Origin of the sequence: Microbulbifer variabilis (assembly GCF_023716485.1) — a bacterium.
GTDB classification, from domain to species: Bacteria; Pseudomonadota; Gammaproteobacteria; order Pseudomonadales; family Cellvibrionaceae; genus Microbulbifer; species Microbulbifer variabilis_B.
This window is the reverse complement of sequence record NZ_CP092418.1, coordinates 3,398,852-3,415,909: the sequence shown is the minus strand read 5'-3', so window position 1 is coordinate 3,415,909 and position 17,058 is coordinate 3,398,852. Positions and strand designations below refer to the sequence as shown.

9 protein-coding genes and 1 tRNA gene are annotated in these 17,058 nt (G+C 48.9%); 6 read left to right on the top strand and 4 right to left on the bottom strand.

Annotation, left to right across the window (positions count from 1 at the left end; genetic code table 11):
• Window positions 1–43 precede the first annotated feature (43 nt).
• On the top strand, window positions 44–1,879 hold the full coding sequence (locus MJO52_RS15150; RefSeq protein ID WP_252082735.1) for an autotransporter assembly complex protein TamA: 1,836 nt from the start codon (window positions 44–46) through the stop codon (window positions 1,877–1,879).
• Window positions 1,879–5,907, top strand: a complete 4,029-nt coding sequence (locus MJO52_RS15145; protein WP_252082732.1) for a translocation/assembly module TamB domain-containing protein — start codon at window positions 1,879–1,881, stop codon at window positions 5,905–5,907. The genes MJO52_RS15150 and MJO52_RS15145 overlap by 1 nt, the downstream gene beginning before the upstream one ends.
• A 232-nt stretch (window positions 5,908–6,139) precedes the next feature.
• On the opposite strand, the gene MJO52_RS15140 is transcribed toward MJO52_RS15145, so the two are convergent.
• From MJO52_RS15140 to MJO52_RS15130, 3 genes are all read right to left on the bottom strand, one after another.
• A complete protein-coding gene (locus MJO52_RS15140; protein ID WP_252082730.1) occupies window positions 6,140–6,673 on the bottom strand; it encodes a hypothetical protein in 534 nt (177 codons plus the stop codon).
• Between the two features lie 420 nt (window positions 6,674–7,093).
• On the bottom strand, window positions 7,094–7,672 hold the full coding sequence (locus MJO52_RS15135; RefSeq protein WP_252082729.1) for an HD domain-containing protein: 579 nt from the start codon (window positions 7,670–7,672) through the stop codon (window positions 7,094–7,096).
• A 106-nt stretch (window positions 7,673–7,778) separates the two neighbouring features.
• Window positions 7,779–8,636, bottom strand: a complete 858-nt coding sequence (locus MJO52_RS15130) for a zinc-dependent peptidase (RefSeq protein ID WP_252082727.1) — start codon at window positions 8,634–8,636, stop codon at window positions 7,779–7,781.
• A 749-nt stretch (window positions 8,637–9,385) separates the two neighbouring features.
• Between MJO52_RS15130 and MJO52_RS15125 the strand changes: the two genes are divergently transcribed.
• Window positions 9,386–10,150, top strand: coding sequence for a substrate-binding periplasmic protein (locus tag MJO52_RS15125; RefSeq protein WP_252082724.1), 765 nt, complete (start codon window positions 9,386–9,388; stop codon window positions 10,148–10,150).
• A gap of 196 nt (window positions 10,151–10,346) precedes the next feature.
• Here the strand turns inward: MJO52_RS15125 and MJO52_RS15120 are convergent.
• A tRNA-Arg gene (locus tag MJO52_RS15120) sits at window positions 10,347–10,423 on the bottom strand.
• A 368-nt stretch (window positions 10,424–10,791) separates the two neighbouring features.
• Between MJO52_RS15120 and ftsH the strand changes: the two genes are divergently transcribed.
• The 3 genes from ftsH (at window position 10,792) to MJO52_RS15105 (ending at window position 17,048) form a co-directional block, all read left to right on the top strand.
• The gene (gene ftsH, locus MJO52_RS15115) at window positions 10,792–12,750 is read left to right on the top strand and encodes an ATP-dependent zinc metalloprotease FtsH (protein ID WP_252082722.1); all 1,959 of its coding nucleotides are present in this window, start codon (window positions 10,792–10,794) and stop codon (window positions 12,748–12,750) included.
• 786 nt (window positions 12,751–13,536) lie between these two features.
• Window positions 13,537–15,825 (top strand): TonB-dependent receptor, encoded by a 2,289-nt coding sequence (locus MJO52_RS15110; RefSeq protein ID WP_252082720.1) that lies wholly within the window; start codon window positions 13,537–13,539, stop codon window positions 15,823–15,825.
• Window positions 15,826–16,070: 245 nt separating this feature from the next.
• Entirely contained in the window at window positions 16,071–17,048 is a 978-nt protein-coding gene (locus MJO52_RS15105; RefSeq protein WP_252082718.1) for an NAD(P)H-quinone oxidoreductase, read from the top strand.
• The last annotated feature ends 10 nt before the right edge of the window (window positions 17,049–17,058 follow it).

The following is a 17,058-nucleotide window of genomic DNA, read 5'->3' as shown; positions in this document are numbered from 1 at the left end:
TACCGGGACATTATCAGGTGTGAAGGGATGGATACCCGGGAGTATGCGGACTAGCCGCCGTAGTCAACGGATTAATATTTTGCGAGTTCTCTTTGCCTTCCTGCTTGTCGGTTTTGTATTACTGCCCTTCCAGCAGGCTGTAGCCATTCCTTTTTTTTCCAAACTTCCCGCTTTTTCACTGTATGTGCAGGGCGACCCGCAATTGCAGGAAAAATTGACTAATGAGCTCAATGAGTTGCGTAAGAATAGTAGCGCCCTTGAGAGTTATGAAAACCTGCGGGATATCGCTCATTATGAGCGTGGAAATCTGGAAAAATTACTGCGCGCTGAGGGGTATTACGATGCTACTGTACGGGAATCGGTGCAGGGTAGTGAAATTATTTACCAAGTATTTCCCGGTCCTCAGTATTTGATTAAGAGCCTGGATATTGAAATGCCCGCGAATCTGCGGGCGGGCTTTCCCGGCTTGCCTATTTCTATCGGCGATCCATTACAGGCAGATGAGGTACTCGAAGGTGTGCAGACCATCACCAGATACCTTAATGAAAATGCCTGTCTGCTCAATGTCGATGTTACCTATCAAGCTACAGTGATTCACCAGGAGGCAGCTGCACGTTTGGTGTACCGTGTGGCACCCAGTCCAGAGGTGTTGGTGGGTGAGGTAGAAATCCTTGGTGCCACTTCTGTTGAAGATGACTATTTGCGCAGTAAGTTGAATATTAACCCTGGAGATTGTTTCAGCCGCAGTAAGCTGGATGCGGCTCAATTGCGTTTATTGCGCACTAATTTAATTTCCAATGTAACTCACCAGATATCAGAGCCCTATAACGGTCTGGTTGATGTCATTTTTATTGTGCAGGAGCGCAACCACCGCACTATTACTTTGGGGGTGGGGTACACCTCTGATGAGGGTCCCGGTGTATCTGCCAGCTGGGAACATCGTAATATTTTTCACCGTGGCGAAAAGCTGGAAGTGGAGAGTAAAGTGAATAAGGTCAAGCAAACTCTAGAGAGTAAGTTGACCATACCGCGTTTTTTTAGGGATAAACAGCGCTTTACTGCGAGTGTGGCCTTAACCGGTGAGGATGTAGACTCCTACAGTTCCAAGGCCTTAACCCTTAAGGGGCTGGTATCGCGCAAGCTGAGTAAGCACCGTACCATCAGTGGCGGGGCTGAACTGAAATTCAGCCGTGTGGATGAAAAAGTAGATGGTGCTGTGGAGGATGGGGACCCGGATGAGAATTATCATTTATTGGCGTTCCCGTTGGGTTTTAAGTTAAACACAACAGATAAGCCTCTCGATGCCCGTCGTGGCGCCACCACAGCACTGGAGATTAAGCCCTATGTGGATCTCAAAAATAACAGTACTTCATTTGTCAAAAATATCCTGCAGTTGACCGCTTATAAAACGGCGCAATCGGCGCGCTATGAACCAACTTTAGCATTGCGTATCAAGGCCGGCGCCATTACTGGTGCACCCAATTTGGAACTGCCGGCGGATGAACGCTTTTATGCAGGTGGGGGTGGTTCAGTACGAGGCTATGGGTACCAGGAGTTGGGTCCACGTATTGTTGAAATTAATGAGGACGGCCAGGAATCCCTGTCCGATGCGATCGGTGGGCGCGGCCTCAGCGAAATATCAATCGAAGGGCGTTTCCGTTTTAGTAAAACTTGGGGCGGAGTCCTGTTTCTCGATGGAGGAAATGCCTATGAGAATCCACGCCCTAACTTCTCTAACCTCTTCTGGGGGGCGGGATTTGGTGTTCGCTACAATACCTCCTTCGCTCCTATCCGCTTTGACTTAGCCTTTCCTCTGGATAGGCGCGACGGAGTAGATGATCACTACCAGGTCTATGTCAGCCTGGGGCAGGCATTTTGATGTCCAGATGGAGTGTATTGGCTCTGGGCTTTGCTGGCGCACTGCTAGGTTTTTTGCGAGGCTTTTTGCGGGGGTTGTGGCGTTCTCTCGGAGCCGGGGGCTACCTGATCACGGGTCTGTTGCTATTTATTCTGCTTTCATTAATTTACTTTCTAGGCACAGAGCAGGGGCGGGTTAATTTGACCCGCACGGCTTTTTACGGTGCAGAACAGGTAATCGATGGCCTTACGATTGAGGCTGAAGGGATTGGCAGCGAGCGCCTCGGGGCCTGGTTTTTTGAACGTCTTCGGGTCGATTTTGAGAACAATACCCTGGCAGAGGGAAGCCAGCTGGAGTTTCAGCTACAGAGTTTTTCCAGTAATCCAGTCAATATTGAGCGTATCGCCGCCAAAGATTTTCTGCTGAATCTCGATGTGCTGGATGAATTACTTAAATCCTTGACTGAAGCAGAGCAAGAAACTGCACAAGTAGTAGAGGATAAGGCGGACACAGTAAAAACTTCCAGCTGGGAAGCCCTGTTGCCGAGTTTTCGCTTAGGAGAGTTAAAGCTTGAGCGATTGCAGTTAATTAGCAGCAAAGTCAGCGATATTCCAGCGCTCTCTGTATCCGCTAATAGCCTGTATCGCTGGGAGGGGCAGCCCACTCAGTTGCAGCTGGAAGTTCGCGAGTTAAAAGGTGGTGATCTGCAGTTTATTGCCGAGGGGCGGGAGCAGCAGCCGGGGCGGTTTGTTCTGGACTTTTCGGCCAGTGAAACAGCTCAGGGCTTTGTGGGTCGCCAGCTACACCTGCCGAAAGGGCAGGCGTTGGATGCACGTGGCAAAATTGCTCTGCGCCGTCGCGATGAGCAGGTACAGATCGATATAGAGTCTATTTCCATTCCACTTTCCCAGCATCAATTGGCATTGACCGGTAGCTTGCTAATTGACCTTTTTCCCTGGCGCATTCACTCCGAAGGTATTTGGTTGCAGGTGGATGGGCGGCGCAGCACTGTTTCAGGCAGTATTGGTGCAAATGAGATCAGTGCTGAGCTTCACCTCAACCGCCTGCCAATTACCCTCTCCCGCCCTTGGCAAGATGTATTACACAGCGGCTGGTTTAGTGCTGATTTAACCCTATCCGGTACACTGCCACTACCCAGTATCTCTGGTCAGATTGAGCTGAATAGTCACTATCGGGAGCAGCCACTGAGTCTGCTGGGTGAGGTGAATACTGATCAGGGGGTTATTCTGTTGGAGTCCCTTCGACTGGCGTTTGCCGGTGCGCAAATTCGTACGGCGGGCGCTATTGATACCGACAACAAGTCCCTGGACATCAATGTAGCGGCGCAAGAGCTGGGGGTTGAAGAGATTCGTCGATTGCTATCTGCTTTACCGCAAACAGAAGCACTAAAAATCCCCGATGACTTCTCTGGGACCCTGCATCAACTTCAGCTACAGATAAAAGGGCCATGGGACAAGCCGGTTTTTGATGGGGATGTGAGTGCTGTTACCGCTTACCGAGGCCTACAAAATGAGTTGACGGGCAAGGTGAAGGGTAATTTACAGGGGCTGACAATTACTGATCTGAGCTTGGTGGGGGAAAAGCTGAATGTATTCGGTGGGGGCTCGGTGGATATCGAGGCAAAAACACTGAATTTGCAGCTGCATTTGGATATTCGCAACCTCAGCCCCTATGAAGATCTCGGATTTGTCTCTGCACAGGGGGTTAGCCTGGGTTTAAAGGGGCTGCTGGGTGTCGAGGGCCCTTGGTCTAATCCCTACTTGAATGCCAGCCTGGAATCCGATGGTCTGGTTCAAGAATACCGCTATAACCTGAAAGGTGATGCCAGCGGAAACCTGGAAAAAATTGACCTGCAAGGCTTGCGACTGGAACTCTTTGCCAACGGCACCATGAACTACTTTGGTTCACGACAGTTTCAGGGCCCGCAATCGCCAGTGATTATCCCAGGTATCGCCAAGGGCGCGGTACAGCCTGAGCAGAGCGCGAGTCGCCTGACAGCCCTGGCCGAGGAAGCACAGCGTCTGGGGAAGCAGGGCGTCGTATTGGTGGAGGCGCAGGGAGTAATTGAGCCTAAACGGGACCAGCTCCAGGTGGGAGTGAATGTGCGTAACTTACCCTTGAGCTTGGTGGAAGTGTTTGGAGCAGTATTGCCCAGTACTATGGAGGGTGAGCTGAGTCTGGATGGAGAAATTAGTGGGGCGCTTACTAACCCGGAGGTAAGGGCCAGTGTGCTGGCGCAGGGCGGTTACCGCTATGAGCCCTGGGTGCTGCAGGGCGCTCTGGATTATGCCGATAAGAGTTTGATTGTTGAGGGGCTGGAGTTTTTGTGGGCGGGACGTAACCAATTGTCGGTCCATGGCAGCCTCAATGAACAACGTCTGGACCTGCAAGTTTTAGGTAGGGCTTCTCTGGAAGATCTCTCCCGTGAGGTAGCATTTAATATCCCCGATCAAGGGGATATCACCCTGCATGCGAGTATCACCGGTAGCCCACGTCAGCCACAGCTTGAGGGCGATCTGCGTCTCAGCGGCTATATGCCAGGCAGGGAAAAAGGGCGGGTTCAGGTACAGCCGCTCTCTATGGCCCTGGAGTGGTATACCGAGGGCGGTGAGTTGCAAGTGTCTCTGGTAGCTGATCATGGCAATCGACGCGCAGTAGATAGCAGCGCTAGCCTGCTTATTACACCCATAATGGAGCGATTGTTCGCAGATAACCCATCTGGACCTATAAGTGATGTTCCCCTGCAGTTGGTCAGTGATGGTACTGCAGACTTGTCTGTGGTTGCGGAGTTTATGGACCCGAGGGTGAATGTTATGCGGGGCCTGTTGAGTTTCTCTGCTGATGGTGCAGGCACGCTTGGCGAGCCCCGGCTCAATGGTGCGATAGAACTCAGCGGGGCCAGCTATGAGCACCGGCCCAGTCACACGCGCATTGCCGATATCGATTTTTATATGCGCCTTACACCAGAGGAATGGCGTATTGAGCGTGGCAGTGCCACTGTTGTGGATGGCGGTACGATTAACCTGGGAGGAGCGGTGTTCTTCCCTGAGCAGTCGCCACCACAGATGAGCCTCAATTTAAACCTAAATAGAGCACACTTGTTAAATACTCCGGGGGTGCGCGGTGCCATTTCGGGAGAGGCAATTCTGTCCGGCTCCAGCCAGGATGCGGAAATTACCGGGCGCTTTACTTTACGTCCATTAGCGGTACAGATTGAACAGTGGATCGGTAGCAGTGTTCCGGAAATCCAGGTGGTAGAAGTCCAGGTGGATGGCCCGCAAGTGGAGCGCGCTCCACCGCTACTCAGTAAGATTAACCTGGGGGTGGAAGTGGTTTTAGACCAGCAATCTTATGTGCGTGGTCTGGGGCTTAACTCCCAACTGCGTGGTCAGGTGGATATTCGTGGAACTGCGGCCAAACCCGAGGCTTCAGGAAAACTGACCATTGTGAGAGGTAGCTTTGATCTACTAGGTAAGAAATTTAATTTGCAGGAAGGGGAGGTACGCTTTGAAAATAACGAAGTGGCTGTATTTGTCGAAGGCGTTTACAAATATAGCGACGGTGAAATCACTGCAAATATTTCTGGTTCTGCAACAGATATGGATATTACTTTCAGCTCTGATCCCTCAGCTTCCCAGGATGAAATCTTAGCTCAGCTGTTGTTTGGTAAGTCCTTGTCAGATATTTCTCCGCTGCAGGCGGTGCGTTTAGTGAGTGTGGTTCGCAGCTTGCAAACCGGACGCGCTGTGTTAGACCCGGTAGCCAAAACCCGGGAATTGTTGCGGCTGGATACTCTGAATATTGAGCAAGAGGAAGGTGATGAGGGGGATGAGTATGCTCTGAGCCTGGGAAAATATATTACCAACCGTATCTATGTAGAGTTGCAACGTAGTACCGATCCACTAAGCCCCTGGCAAGCAGAAATGCAGATAGAGATAGGCGAAGACCTTAATCTGGAGTTTAAAACAGCGGACGAGGGCGATAGTGGTTCTGGTAGTGTGGAATTGCAGTGGAAGAAGGATTATTAATTTGCGACGGTTAAAAGTTATCAATAAGAATGAAAGGGCTTGTTTTCGACTTAGCGGCTGATAACTCGCTTTATTTAAGTCTTTTCGTAAAAAGAACTTTTGGCTGGATCATAGAATGATTCAATTATTTAATCAGTTTTTTGAGTTTTTGATATTCTCAAAGACTATATATAGGTAAATGGCTGAATTACTCCCTTTTTTTGGAAAATGGTAAGGATGTTCAGAATTTTGCCTACTCTTTAGATGACCTCAAGTGTTTAGTGATTAGCATATTTGTAACCTCTAAAGTGCAGCCCTCTCTAGGTGGGTGATTAACTCCCCAGTTGTCAATAACGATCATCATCGACTCATCAAAAATAGTCGGGCCTTTCTCACGGTAAGCATGCCAGAGTTGATTAGTGTTTTCACACTTTGTCGCCGAAGGGGCACACACTCGAATGTCCCATTGATAAGTGCCGCTTTTGGGTCCTGAGAGAACTTGGCTGGAAGTAAAAGTGATATGCTGGCTAGTGCCACTATCGACTCTGATGGCGCCATGTTGGTTGATCCACTCTGCCTGCTTGGCGCGACCTCCCCAATTGGAGGCTAGGTCACCGGGGCCATTGGGGCCCATTGTTTCTACAAAGTCCACTTCTCGTTCCCCGCCGCTCCAACATCCCCCTGATTCTCCACACCAGGGGAACATGTATACAGCAATCCACTCGGTTGGGTTACATTTGCCCGCAGGAATAGAGATCTTGAAATCTATCGCAGCAATTTCCTTCATCTGTATGTTTTTATTGCCACATTGGACAGCTGTGGTATAGGCACAAGCCCCCTTGCTATTGCGCCGCATTATGATCGTTGCCGATCCGTCGATACTACTGGGTTGGAAGTCAATTTGGGTGCACCTATTGTATTGAGCAACCTTATCATCCTGATGGTTAAATAAGGGTTGGCACTTAATAGGCGAATTGGCTGATGCGGTGTGGAACAAAAAAAGAATAAAGGCTCCGAGGATTGGCAGGGCTACTTTTGGCACGATTTTTATTCCAGAAGGAGTTGGAAACTATTCAGATATTGGTAGCAATCAGGGGAAGCTATACAAGAATGGTATTGATTGTAGAACAGGCTAAGGTGGTTGAGCATTACCCTGTGGGAAGCCCATGGCTCAAATTTATATTCTTGATCCTATTCAGGTAGGCCCTTACTTGAGGATGCCATCTTTGATTGCCCCCTCTAGCATGCTACTAATCTCAGACCAAAGTTTTTCACTACCCTTTCCAATACGTGCGTTTAAAGAAAATATTTGATCCTTGGTGATACCGTATTGTTTCCAACTGTGTCCCTCACCATAAATGTTATGTAGTAGGGGAGGGATTCGGTCAATGGCCTTGGCAAATCGGGCGTCAGCCGTTTCTCCAGACTCGAATTCCTCCCATAATTTCATCAATTCTATATTCATACTTCCAGGTAATAATGATAATAGTCGTTCTAACCCTTTCTTTTCTTTAGTCTTTGCCTCGTTTGTTTCACTTGAGTAGATTATGGTATCCCCTGCATCAATTTCCCCAAGATCATGTATTAGTAGCATTTTTAAAACCCGGTTTATATCAATTGGGTCATTTGAATAATCTTTCAAAATTAGCGCGCATAGACAGGCATGCCAGCTGTGCTCTGCGGAGTTTTCGAAGCGATTCAATCCCACTGGTTTTGTTTTCCGTTGAACGTCTTTGAGCTTCTCTATTTCGATAATAAAGCTAAGCGCTTTCTCAATTGCTTCCATTGATACTTCCTGGCATTAGTTTTCTGGAATTATGCTCGATATCATTTTTCTTTTATAAGCTGCCACTAGCTTATTGTATTTCTATGTTGAATTTAAAGAGAGAGAGTTATAGCCCTGGAGAACTATCTGCTTTTCCTCCGACCAGTGTTGCTGGGTCCAGTCGATAGAAGCGGCTCAGTTCCCTGTAGAGCTCTGGATGTAGGGAGCGCATAGCAATGGGGATGGTGTAAAAGCTCTCAGTGGCTACAGCAAAAAATTCAGCGGGCGATTGGGCTCCATATAAATCCAGCACGGAAGGGCTGTCACCGGGGAGCTGGCCAAATTCAGCTTTTTGGCGCAAACGATGGAATTCCTGGCTCATTACTGCAGCCCAGTTGTCGCCATCGTTGGACTTCTCAAAGAGTGGGCGGCCATCAAAGTAGCCATCTTCCTCATCTACTTTATGGGCAAATTCATGTAAAGCGACATTGTGTCCTCGCTGAGGGAACTCTAAATCTTCCTCCAAATCACCCCAGGAGAGCACTACGGGGCCGCGATAGTGTGCCTCGCCTTCCCGTGCGCTGTGCTTGTGGGTCTCTATAAAACCCTCTCTGTGAGTTTCCTGGGCAACGTAAGTGTCAGGATAGAGTAGTAAGGTGTAGAGGTTGGGGTAACACTCGTTTTTACGACCGAGCAGTAGAAGGCATGCATGGGCGGCGATCGTGACTTTCATTTTTTCATTCACTTGTAAGCCGTCGCAGCCGACAAATTCTTTGTCATGAAGAAAAAGTGCGATATTTCCACGTAGTTCTTTCTGCTGGCCACTATTTAGATCGTGATATAGAGGAAGCGCTTCCTTGAGAAGCTGTAACTGCTCCTGAGTCAGTACTTGTGCACGTCGATAGTTGATGCGCCAGCGGCGATAAATAATCGGTATTAACCAAATTGCCAGGGCGAACAGGATAATTGCAATAAAAGCGCTCATAGATTATGTGCCTGCTGTCTGGCTAAATTATTCTCGTCTATTGAAAAAGTTTCACAGGTCGTACCTTGATGGTACTTTATTTGTTTCTGCCGTTTATTGAATACCCAAATAGAGGGTAGCTTGCAGAACTCATAGAAATTTTCCTGCCGATCGTTGTGTGCGGTCCGATAAAGACGTAACCGAAGGGGGGCGGAGAGTGTTATGTATTTATGATCTTGACTGTGAGCTATCCACTTGCAGTTTTTCTCCATCTGTACCATTGAGGCTATCGATTTAACATTAAAGCTGCGACCAGGCTTTCTTACTTCTCGAAACTCAGTGTTCAATTGTGAGTCTAGGATTGTCAGATTATTGCGATCATCTGTATTGTGTAGAGTTCTTTTATATTTAGTGAGTTGTTTCTGAATCGATACCATACTGGCTGGCCTTTGCTTCAGTCTCTATGGGATTCCAGCGGGGGGGGTATAAACCTAGTTGAGCAAAATACAAGTTTGACTTTGCAGTTCTCAGGAAAAAGATTGATGTTGAGAGTTTTCCAATAGGGGTCTATAGCCATACCGCTATACTATTTTCTGAGTTGGGGGGATTACGTGCCGTTTTCAAGTTCTTTGGCTAGAAAATATGTCTGGCATAGGGGGTGGCTGAGTATAAGTCTGTTTCTATGGTGGAAAGATGCGACTTGATAAATAGCTATTCGGTGTCAACACTTAGGGCGTCTGGGTGATTTTTCTGTCGCTTTGGAGATGGTTATGCGTATGCGCTCCGTTGTTGTTTTTCTCGGGCTGATGTTCGGTGTTCTTGTTCAGGCGGTTGCCCAATCGGGCGGCACACCCTTAAAGGTGGCAATAGCTGGCGATGCTCCCCCCTATGTGATCAACAATGCTACCAGTGGCCTGGAGGTCGATATTGTACGGGAAGCGCTGCCTGGGTATTCGGTGCAGTTTGAACAGATGGGTTTTGCAGAGACAGCCCCAGCCCTTGAGCAGGGTAAAGTACAGGCAGCTGTTAATGTGATGAAGAAAGATGATGGTCTTTTTTACTCTAATAACATGATCAGTTTTGCCAATTACGCGATTACCAAAGCTACCGATAAAATGAAAATTGATAGCATTGCTGATTTGGCCGGTAAGAAGGTGATTACTTGGCAGGGAGGGCCTATGGACTTAGGGCCGGAATTTGAAAAGATGTATGGACCCAATGGTACGCAGCGCCAGAATATTATTCAGGCTCCAACAGCCCCCGATCTTGTCGCTCAATTTTGGAAAATGAAAGACGTGGTGGCGGTTGTAGATATGGAGCTGTTTAAGCATTTGAGTAATAAAATGGGACATAAAATGGATCAGGTTAATCTTTTCCCGATCTTCGTTCCAATTACCGATTTCCGTGTAGGGTTCCGTGATCAGAAGGTGCGCGATGATTTCAATAGTGGGCTTGCCAAGCTGTGCAGCAGTGGCCGCTATCAGGAGTTGTTGAAGAAATATGATGTTGTACAGAAGGAGAATATCTGCAAGTAAGCAGGTGTGAGAATCTCCGTATTGTACGGCGAGTGAAGGGGCCTCGGTTGTTATCAAGGCTCTTTCAATTTTTCAGGGACTAGCCAAGCTCGGCTATCTTGCCAGCTAACTTAGCTGAAGGTTGTTAGCTATAAGGTAGGTAAAAAGTCAGAAAAATAAAAAGGGCCTGTAACTTGCGTTACAGGCCCTTTTTGTATGGCGCGCTCGGGAGGATTCGAACCTCCGACCGCCTGGTTCGTAGCCAGGTACTCTATCCAGCTGAGCTACGAGCGCGTTATGGGTGCGAACTATAGTCAGTTGATTTGCTTAAGTCAACTGCTTTTAAGGAAAATCCTTTAAAAATCCGCAACTTATCGAACTTTTTCGCCCCTTGGCGCAGGGCCAGAGAGTTCGACAGGGCGCGAATTTTGCCGCGTGGAACGAGAGTTTGCAAGTTCTTTTTAACAATAGTTGTTACAGGCCTTTAGGTGGGGTTGATTGAGACCGCTGAGCGCCGCCCTCATTCGTTAGCCCGAGGCTTTATGGGCCTATACATATGCCGGCTCAGCATAGTTGGCGGAGAACTATACTGATTGTTCCAGCATAAAGGGACTGCGCTTCAATTTTTGGATAGTAGGCTACCCCAATATCAAAGAGATCTTATGGCAATGGCGGATGAAGATGAGAAAGGGAAGAAGTTACCTGCCGAGGAGCCAGGTTCCCCTCTCTCTGGCCAGTCTCAGCAGAGTCCACTTGGTTGGCTGCAGTATGTCGTACTCCTTTTCCTGGTGATCCTCACTCTTCAATACTGTTCGAATGGGCAGTTTGGTTCAGAAAGAGAGGTTTTATCTTACAGTGACTTTAAGAGTGCGCTAAGCAAGGGGGAAATTGCCAGTGTACTTTTTGAAGGACAACGTATCACCGGAGTCTTCAAACAAGTAGCCAGTAAGCAGCCCGAGGGAAAGAGTGAGACTAAAGATAAAGCCCAGAAGCCAGAAGAAAAACGCTTTGAGACGACCATACCCCCGGTGCAGGACCCCGAGTTAATGCCCTTACTGGAAAAGCAGCAGGTAATAATTGAAGCGGAATCATCCCAGGGCGGATTTTGGCAAAGGATGGCGATCTTGCTGTTGCCGTGGGTTTTGATAATTGCCTTGCTGGTTTGGTTGGGGCGTCGAATGCAGGCCCGAATGGGCGCCATGACCCCAGGCAACCCATTCAGTTTTGCCCGGTCACCGGCCAAACGCTATGAACGCAGTGAATCCGAAGTGACTTTTGCTGATGTGGCTGGCCTTGCCAATGCCAAGAGGGACTTGCAAGAAATAGCCGGCTACCTAAAAGACCCTGAACACTACCGTAAACTCGGGGCAAAGATTCCTCGCGGTATTCTGCTGATGGGCCCCCCAGGTACAGGCAAAACATTGATGGCCAAGGCTTTGGCAGGAGAGAGTGATGCTCCCTTCTTCAGTATCAGTGGTTCGGAGTTTATAGAGATGTTTGTCGGTGTCGGGGCATCGCGGGTGCGGGATATGTTTGCTGAAGCCAAGAAAGAGGCTCCAGCAATCATTTTTATCGATGAAATTGATTCAGTAGGGCGGGCGCGCGGCACGGGTCTGGGAGGCGGACACGATGAACGTGAGCAAACCCTGAATCAGATTCTCGGCGAGATGGACGGCTTTGATCCCCAGGAGGCGGTGGTTGTGATAGCGGCAACCAACCGTCCCGATGTGTTGGATGCGGCACTGCTTCGCCCTGGACGCTTTGATCGCAAGATCACCCTGGATTTACCGGATAGGCCTGCTCGAAGGGACATCCTAAGTATTCACACTAAGAATGTCCCACTACATGGGGAAGTCGACCTGGAGCGCTTGGCTGCCTTAACGGCGGGTTTCGCCGGGGCGGACTTGGAAAACCTGATTAATGAAGCCGCGTTGTTGGCGGGCAGGCAAAATAGGACAGCCGTGGATATGGATTGTCTGCTACAGGCCAGGGACAAAGTAGTACTTGGTGGCGAACGGGAAGTGATAATGGGGGAGGAAGATCGAAAGACGGTTGCCTATCACGAGGCTGGCCACGCCCTCACTGCGATGCTACTACCCCATGCCGATCCGTTGGAGAAAGCCACTATCATTCCCAGGGGACACAGCCTCGGTGCAACAGAACAGATTCCACTAGAAAATCACCACAACATGAAAGTGAGCTACCTGCGTGATCGCATCGGTGTGATGTTGGGGGGTAGGGTGGCTGAGCAGGTAGTGTTTAATGAAGTCAGCAGTGGGGCAGAGTCCGATTTGAAGCAGGCCACCCGCTTGGCCCAGCATATGGTAACGCACTGGGGTATGAGTCAGAAACTTGGACCCGTGGCCTTTCGGCGCGGGGAGGAGCATATCTTTCTTGGTAAGGAAATGGCGCAGCAAAAAGATTTCAGTGAGCATACTTCTGAGATTATAGATGACGAAGTCATCGCCCTGGTCAGCGCAATAGAGGCGGAAGTCCAGAATCTTCTACAGGGCCATCGCAAGGAGCTTGATGCCCTAGCACAAGCGCTACTAGAAAAAGAAACCCTCGATGCTTCTGAGATGCATCAAGTAATCACACTTGGGGGCAAAGCAGACTCATGATCTGCAAGCGGTTAAGGGATCGGATACATCCTAGCGCTGCATTTGCAGTTGACAAATTGATAGGGCATTGCTCGGCTAGCTTACCAGTGGGTCGTTTGCGATGTACTAATAAGGTGAAAATAATTTGTTACTTCTGGCAATAAAATGGCCGGACTTAATGGTCAAATTTACTTTTGTATAAAGTGGAGAAATTTGTAATTAGTGTCACACTTTTTTAACAGAATATTCAAAGGTACCATTTCTCAGTATCCACACCCAGAAAAATCTAGCCTATTAACCGAGTAATTTTGCTGACTGCTAGGTCTTTTATGTTGAAGATAACGAAGTTTGAGCCTGTATTTCGCCGTTACTGCATTTTTTAAATTCATCAAGCTAGATTTAACTCACGCCTTGGCTGCTCTTAACAAAAATAAATTTTGATTCCTTACTTTTTAAGGGGAATTTGGGGTGTGGGCGAGTTAAAAGTTCGCACTTAAATAGTGCATGTTTAGTTCTTTTTTTTTAGTCAGGATTTAGTTTTTCCTCTTCCAACGAACTTTCCAGACTAATTGAGTTATTTTTATCGTTATCCGCGATAAATAGACTTCCACCGGGCGTGGCTAGCCTGTAATCTGTTTGAGTCACAGAAAACATGCGAATTCTGTGCCTCTTTATCAGCGCGGTCTTGGATCGGAATCCCGCAAAGTCGGAATCTCCACTGAGAGAGTAGAGCGGCGGGATAAGGCAGTACCGATTGCGATAAGTCCGTTGTTGTAGATAAAAACAATAAAACAATGGAGAGAAAACATGGGAAGTCCGTCAAAATTTAAGCAGCACTCCGCTCTGCTTTCCGCCTGTTCTGTAGCGACTCTTTGGTTGGCCAGTGGTGCGACCCCCAGCTTTGCCGCTGAGGGTTCGGTAGGTACTCTAATGGAGGAGGTGCAAGTCACCGCCCGTAAACGCGCCGATGCAGAAATCCTGCAGGAGGTTCCTGTAGCGGCCACCGCCTATTCTGGCGATCAGTTAGAGGCTCTGCACACCAAGGACCTGCAAAGCCTTTCCTTCAAAATGCCCAATGTTCAATTGGAAGATGTGGGCACGGTAAAAAATACCGCAAACTTCACGGTACGCGGCCTGGGTATCAATAGTTCTATTCCCTCTATTGATCCTACCGTCGGTGTGTTTGTGGACGGTATGTATCTGGGTGTGAACGCTGGTGTGGTGACCGACCTGTTCGACCTGGAAGGTGTTGAGGTCTTGCGGGGTCCACAGGGCCTGCTGTTTGGCCGCAATGTAACTGGTGGTGCAGTGGTCATAAAGACTGCCCGCCCCACGGATGAATTTTCTACACGCTTTAAAATATCCACCACCGACAATCTCGATACTGTCGCAGCCGGCTCCATTAACGGCGCCATTTCCGATACGGTCAACGGCCGTTTAACGGTTTATTACAACGACGACCGCGGATGGTTCGAAAACGTTGCCACTAACAACGACAATGCCGGCGCTTCCGACAGCTGGTTTATTCGGCCAAGCTTTAGTATCCAGCTGAGCGACACAGCGGAGCTATTGGTGCGTATGGAGCACGGCCGCATGGATTCTGATGGTGTGGTGGCTCAGAACCGCGGTTATGAATCGACTTATGTTCAGACTAGGGAAGGTTTGCAATTTGCTCCAAGTGCCCCTCTGATCGCTGCGTCAATTGGCATTGATGATTGGGATAACGGCAGAGATTCTTTTGAGGTGGCCCAAAATGAGGAAGGCTACCAGAAAGATGAGTGGAGCCAGATTATTACCGAGTTCAATAAAGATGTTGCCTTTGGTGATGGCACCATCACCAATATTCTCGCCTGGAGGGAATATGAGGCTCACGGGCTGGGTGATATCGACTCTCTACCGGTTACGCTGTTCCATGCTGATTCCAGTGTGGATCAGAGCCAGCTTAGTAATGAGCTGCGCTACTCTGGGCGTTTTGGTCGCACTGCTCTGACTACTGGTGTTTACTGGTTTAGCCAGGATGTCACCTACTTGGAGAATCGTCTTTTAAGTTTCGGGACAATTGACTGGACGGGAGGCGGTGAACAGGATCACAGCACTTATGGCGTATTTGCCCAGGCGGATATTGACTTAAATGAAGCTTGGGTTTTGACCTTGGGGGGGCGCTACTCCAGTGAGAAAAAAGATGCCAAGATAGCCTCTATTCCCCTGAACCTCTGCTCTTTAGATGGCTGTGCAGGCTACGACTATAAAGATAGCGAGAGTTGGAATGCCTTTACGCCCAAGGTGGGCCTGCAGTGGTCCGTCTCCGATGATACTCAGCTGTATACCTTCTGGACCAAGGGCTTCCGCAGCGGCGGTTACAATTTCCGCAATGCAGGAATTAATCCTTTAACTGAAAGGCCTTATTCTCCACAGGTTACCGATCAAGAGGAGCAGAGCAGCTTCGAGATTGGCGCAAAAGTGGATTGGCTGGATGGGCGTCTACGCACCAATATGGCGGTATTCCACAATACTATCGATGATATGCAGCGTGAGGAAAACCTTCCTGATGCGGTAACAGGGGTTGCACAAATCATCCGCAATACTGCCGATGCCACCATCCGCGGGGCCGAGTTGGAGGCTATGGCGGCCCTTAGTGAAAATCTGCTGTTTACCTTTAATGTTGGCTATGTTGACGGTGACTACGATAAGGTGCTGGGTGATCTAAATGGCGATGGACTTGTAGATAGTACCGATCTCGGTCTTGAGATTCCGCGTCTGGCCCCCTGGACCTACGGCATGGGCTTTATCCACGACTTGCAGTTAGGCGCCTTCGGCACCCTGACTTCTCGTGTGAATTTTAATCATAGAGATGAAGCTCCTTACACCGATGACAATCGTGGCATGTTGTCAGAAGTGGATATGCTGGATTTCAGCATCGGCTATACACCGGATAATGGAAGCTATACGGTTTCGTTGTTCGGCAAGAATATGCTGGATGAAATGGCGGAGGGTAACAATACCCAGTTACCTCCTGTTATGGGAGGAATTGGCGCCAGTTTCACACCACTGAATAAAGGCCGTGTGATGGGAGTGGAGTTCCTATACGAGCTTTAAATCGCAACTCACTTTTGGAATTAATTGAGATATTGGCTCTCAGTTAATGCATTTCTTGGCCGGGCCACTTGCATACAGGATCTTTCGGTGATTTGTGCAAGTGTTCCCGGCCACATTGCTTTTACCCTCCTGTAATTCCCTCCTATTAGCGGTACAGTAGTGCTCAATATCTCTCTGATGGTTTCAGGGTTTGTCGCCATCACTGAATCGGGTCGTGAAGAATTTAAAGGATAAAGGAGCGAATAATGCGTGCTATTGATCTACCGGAATATGGAGGCCCCGAGGTCATGCAGTTGACGGACCTGCCCAGACCGGAGGTCGCCCCAGGTGAAGTGTTGGTTGAGGTAGCTGCCGCTGGTGTCAATCGTCCCGATATCGTTCAGCGCAATGGTCATTACCCACCGCCTCCAGGTGCCTCACCTATTCTTGGGCTTGAAGTTTCCGGTCGGGTGGCCGCTGTGGGTGAAGGCGTTGAACGCTGGCAAGTTGGCGATAAGATCTGTGCCCTAACTAATGGCGGCGGATATGCGGATTTTGTGACGGTTCCAGAAGGGCAGTGCCTACCAATACCCGGTTCTTTGTCTATGGTGGAGGCTGCGACATTACCGGAGACTTTCTTCACGGTTTGGGCCAATGTATTTGATCGGGCTCGTTTGAAAAGTGGAGAGATCTTCTTGGTACATGGCGGTAGCTCGGGTATTGGCACTACCGCTATTCAGTTGGCACACCAGCTGGGAGCTAGGGTTTTCGCCACAGCCGGTTCCGCAGAAAAATGTGTGGCTTGTGTGCAACTCGGCGCCGAGCAAGCAATAAATTACCGGGAAGAAGATTTTGTACAGGCAGTAAAAGAAGCTACTTCAGGACATGGAGCGGATGTGATTCTGGATATGGTGGGTGGTAGCTATATTGATCGTAATATTCAAGTGGCTGCGAATGATGGCCGTATCGTGAATATCGCCTATCTGCAGGGAGCCAGAGTCGAAGTGAATATGTTACCGGTGATGTTAAAGCGGCTTTCCCTTACCGGCTCGACCTTAAGGCCAAGATCCACACAGGTTAAGGCCAGTATTGCACACTCTTTGGAATCACAAGTTTGGCCATTAATAGAAACTGGTAAAATTCACCCTCAGATTGCTGCGCGCTTCCCTTTGGAGGAGGTTGCCGAAGCACATCGGCTTCTTGAGTCTGGCAAGATCGTTGGGAAAATTGTGCTCACCTTATGATTTTTAGAAA

Bases quoted from the DNA above. Each gene is read 5' to 3' on its own strand.
- MJO52_RS15150 (WP_252082735.1), top strand. From the start codon at position 44: ATGCGGACTAGCCGCCGTAGTCAACGGATTAATATTTTGCGAGTTCTC.
- MJO52_RS15145 (WP_252082732.1), top strand. From the start codon at position 1,879: ATGTCCAGATGGAGTGTATTGGCTCTGGGCTTTGCTGGCGCACTGCTA.
- MJO52_RS15140 (WP_252082730.1), bottom strand. From the start codon at position 6,673: ATGAAGGAAATTGCTGCGATAGATTTCAAGATCTCTATTCCTGCGGGC.
- MJO52_RS15135 (WP_252082729.1), bottom strand. From the start codon at position 7,672: ATGGAAGCAATTGAGAAAGCGCTTAGCTTTATTATCGAAATAGAGAAG.
- MJO52_RS15130 (WP_252082727.1), bottom strand. From the start codon at position 8,636: ATGAGCGCTTTTATTGCAATTATCCTGTTCGCCCTGGCAATTTGGTTA.
- MJO52_RS15125 (WP_252082724.1), top strand. From the start codon at position 9,386: ATGCGTATGCGCTCCGTTGTTGTTTTTCTCGGGCTGATGTTCGGTGTT.
- ftsH (WP_252082722.1), top strand. From the start codon at position 10,792: ATGGCAATGGCGGATGAAGATGAGAAAGGGAAGAAGTTACCTGCCGAG.
- MJO52_RS15110 (WP_252082720.1), top strand. From the start codon at position 13,537: ATGGGAAGTCCGTCAAAATTTAAGCAGCACTCCGCTCTGCTTTCCGCC.
- MJO52_RS15105 (WP_252082718.1), top strand. From the start codon at position 16,071: ATGCGTGCTATTGATCTACCGGAATATGGAGGCCCCGAGGTCATGCAG.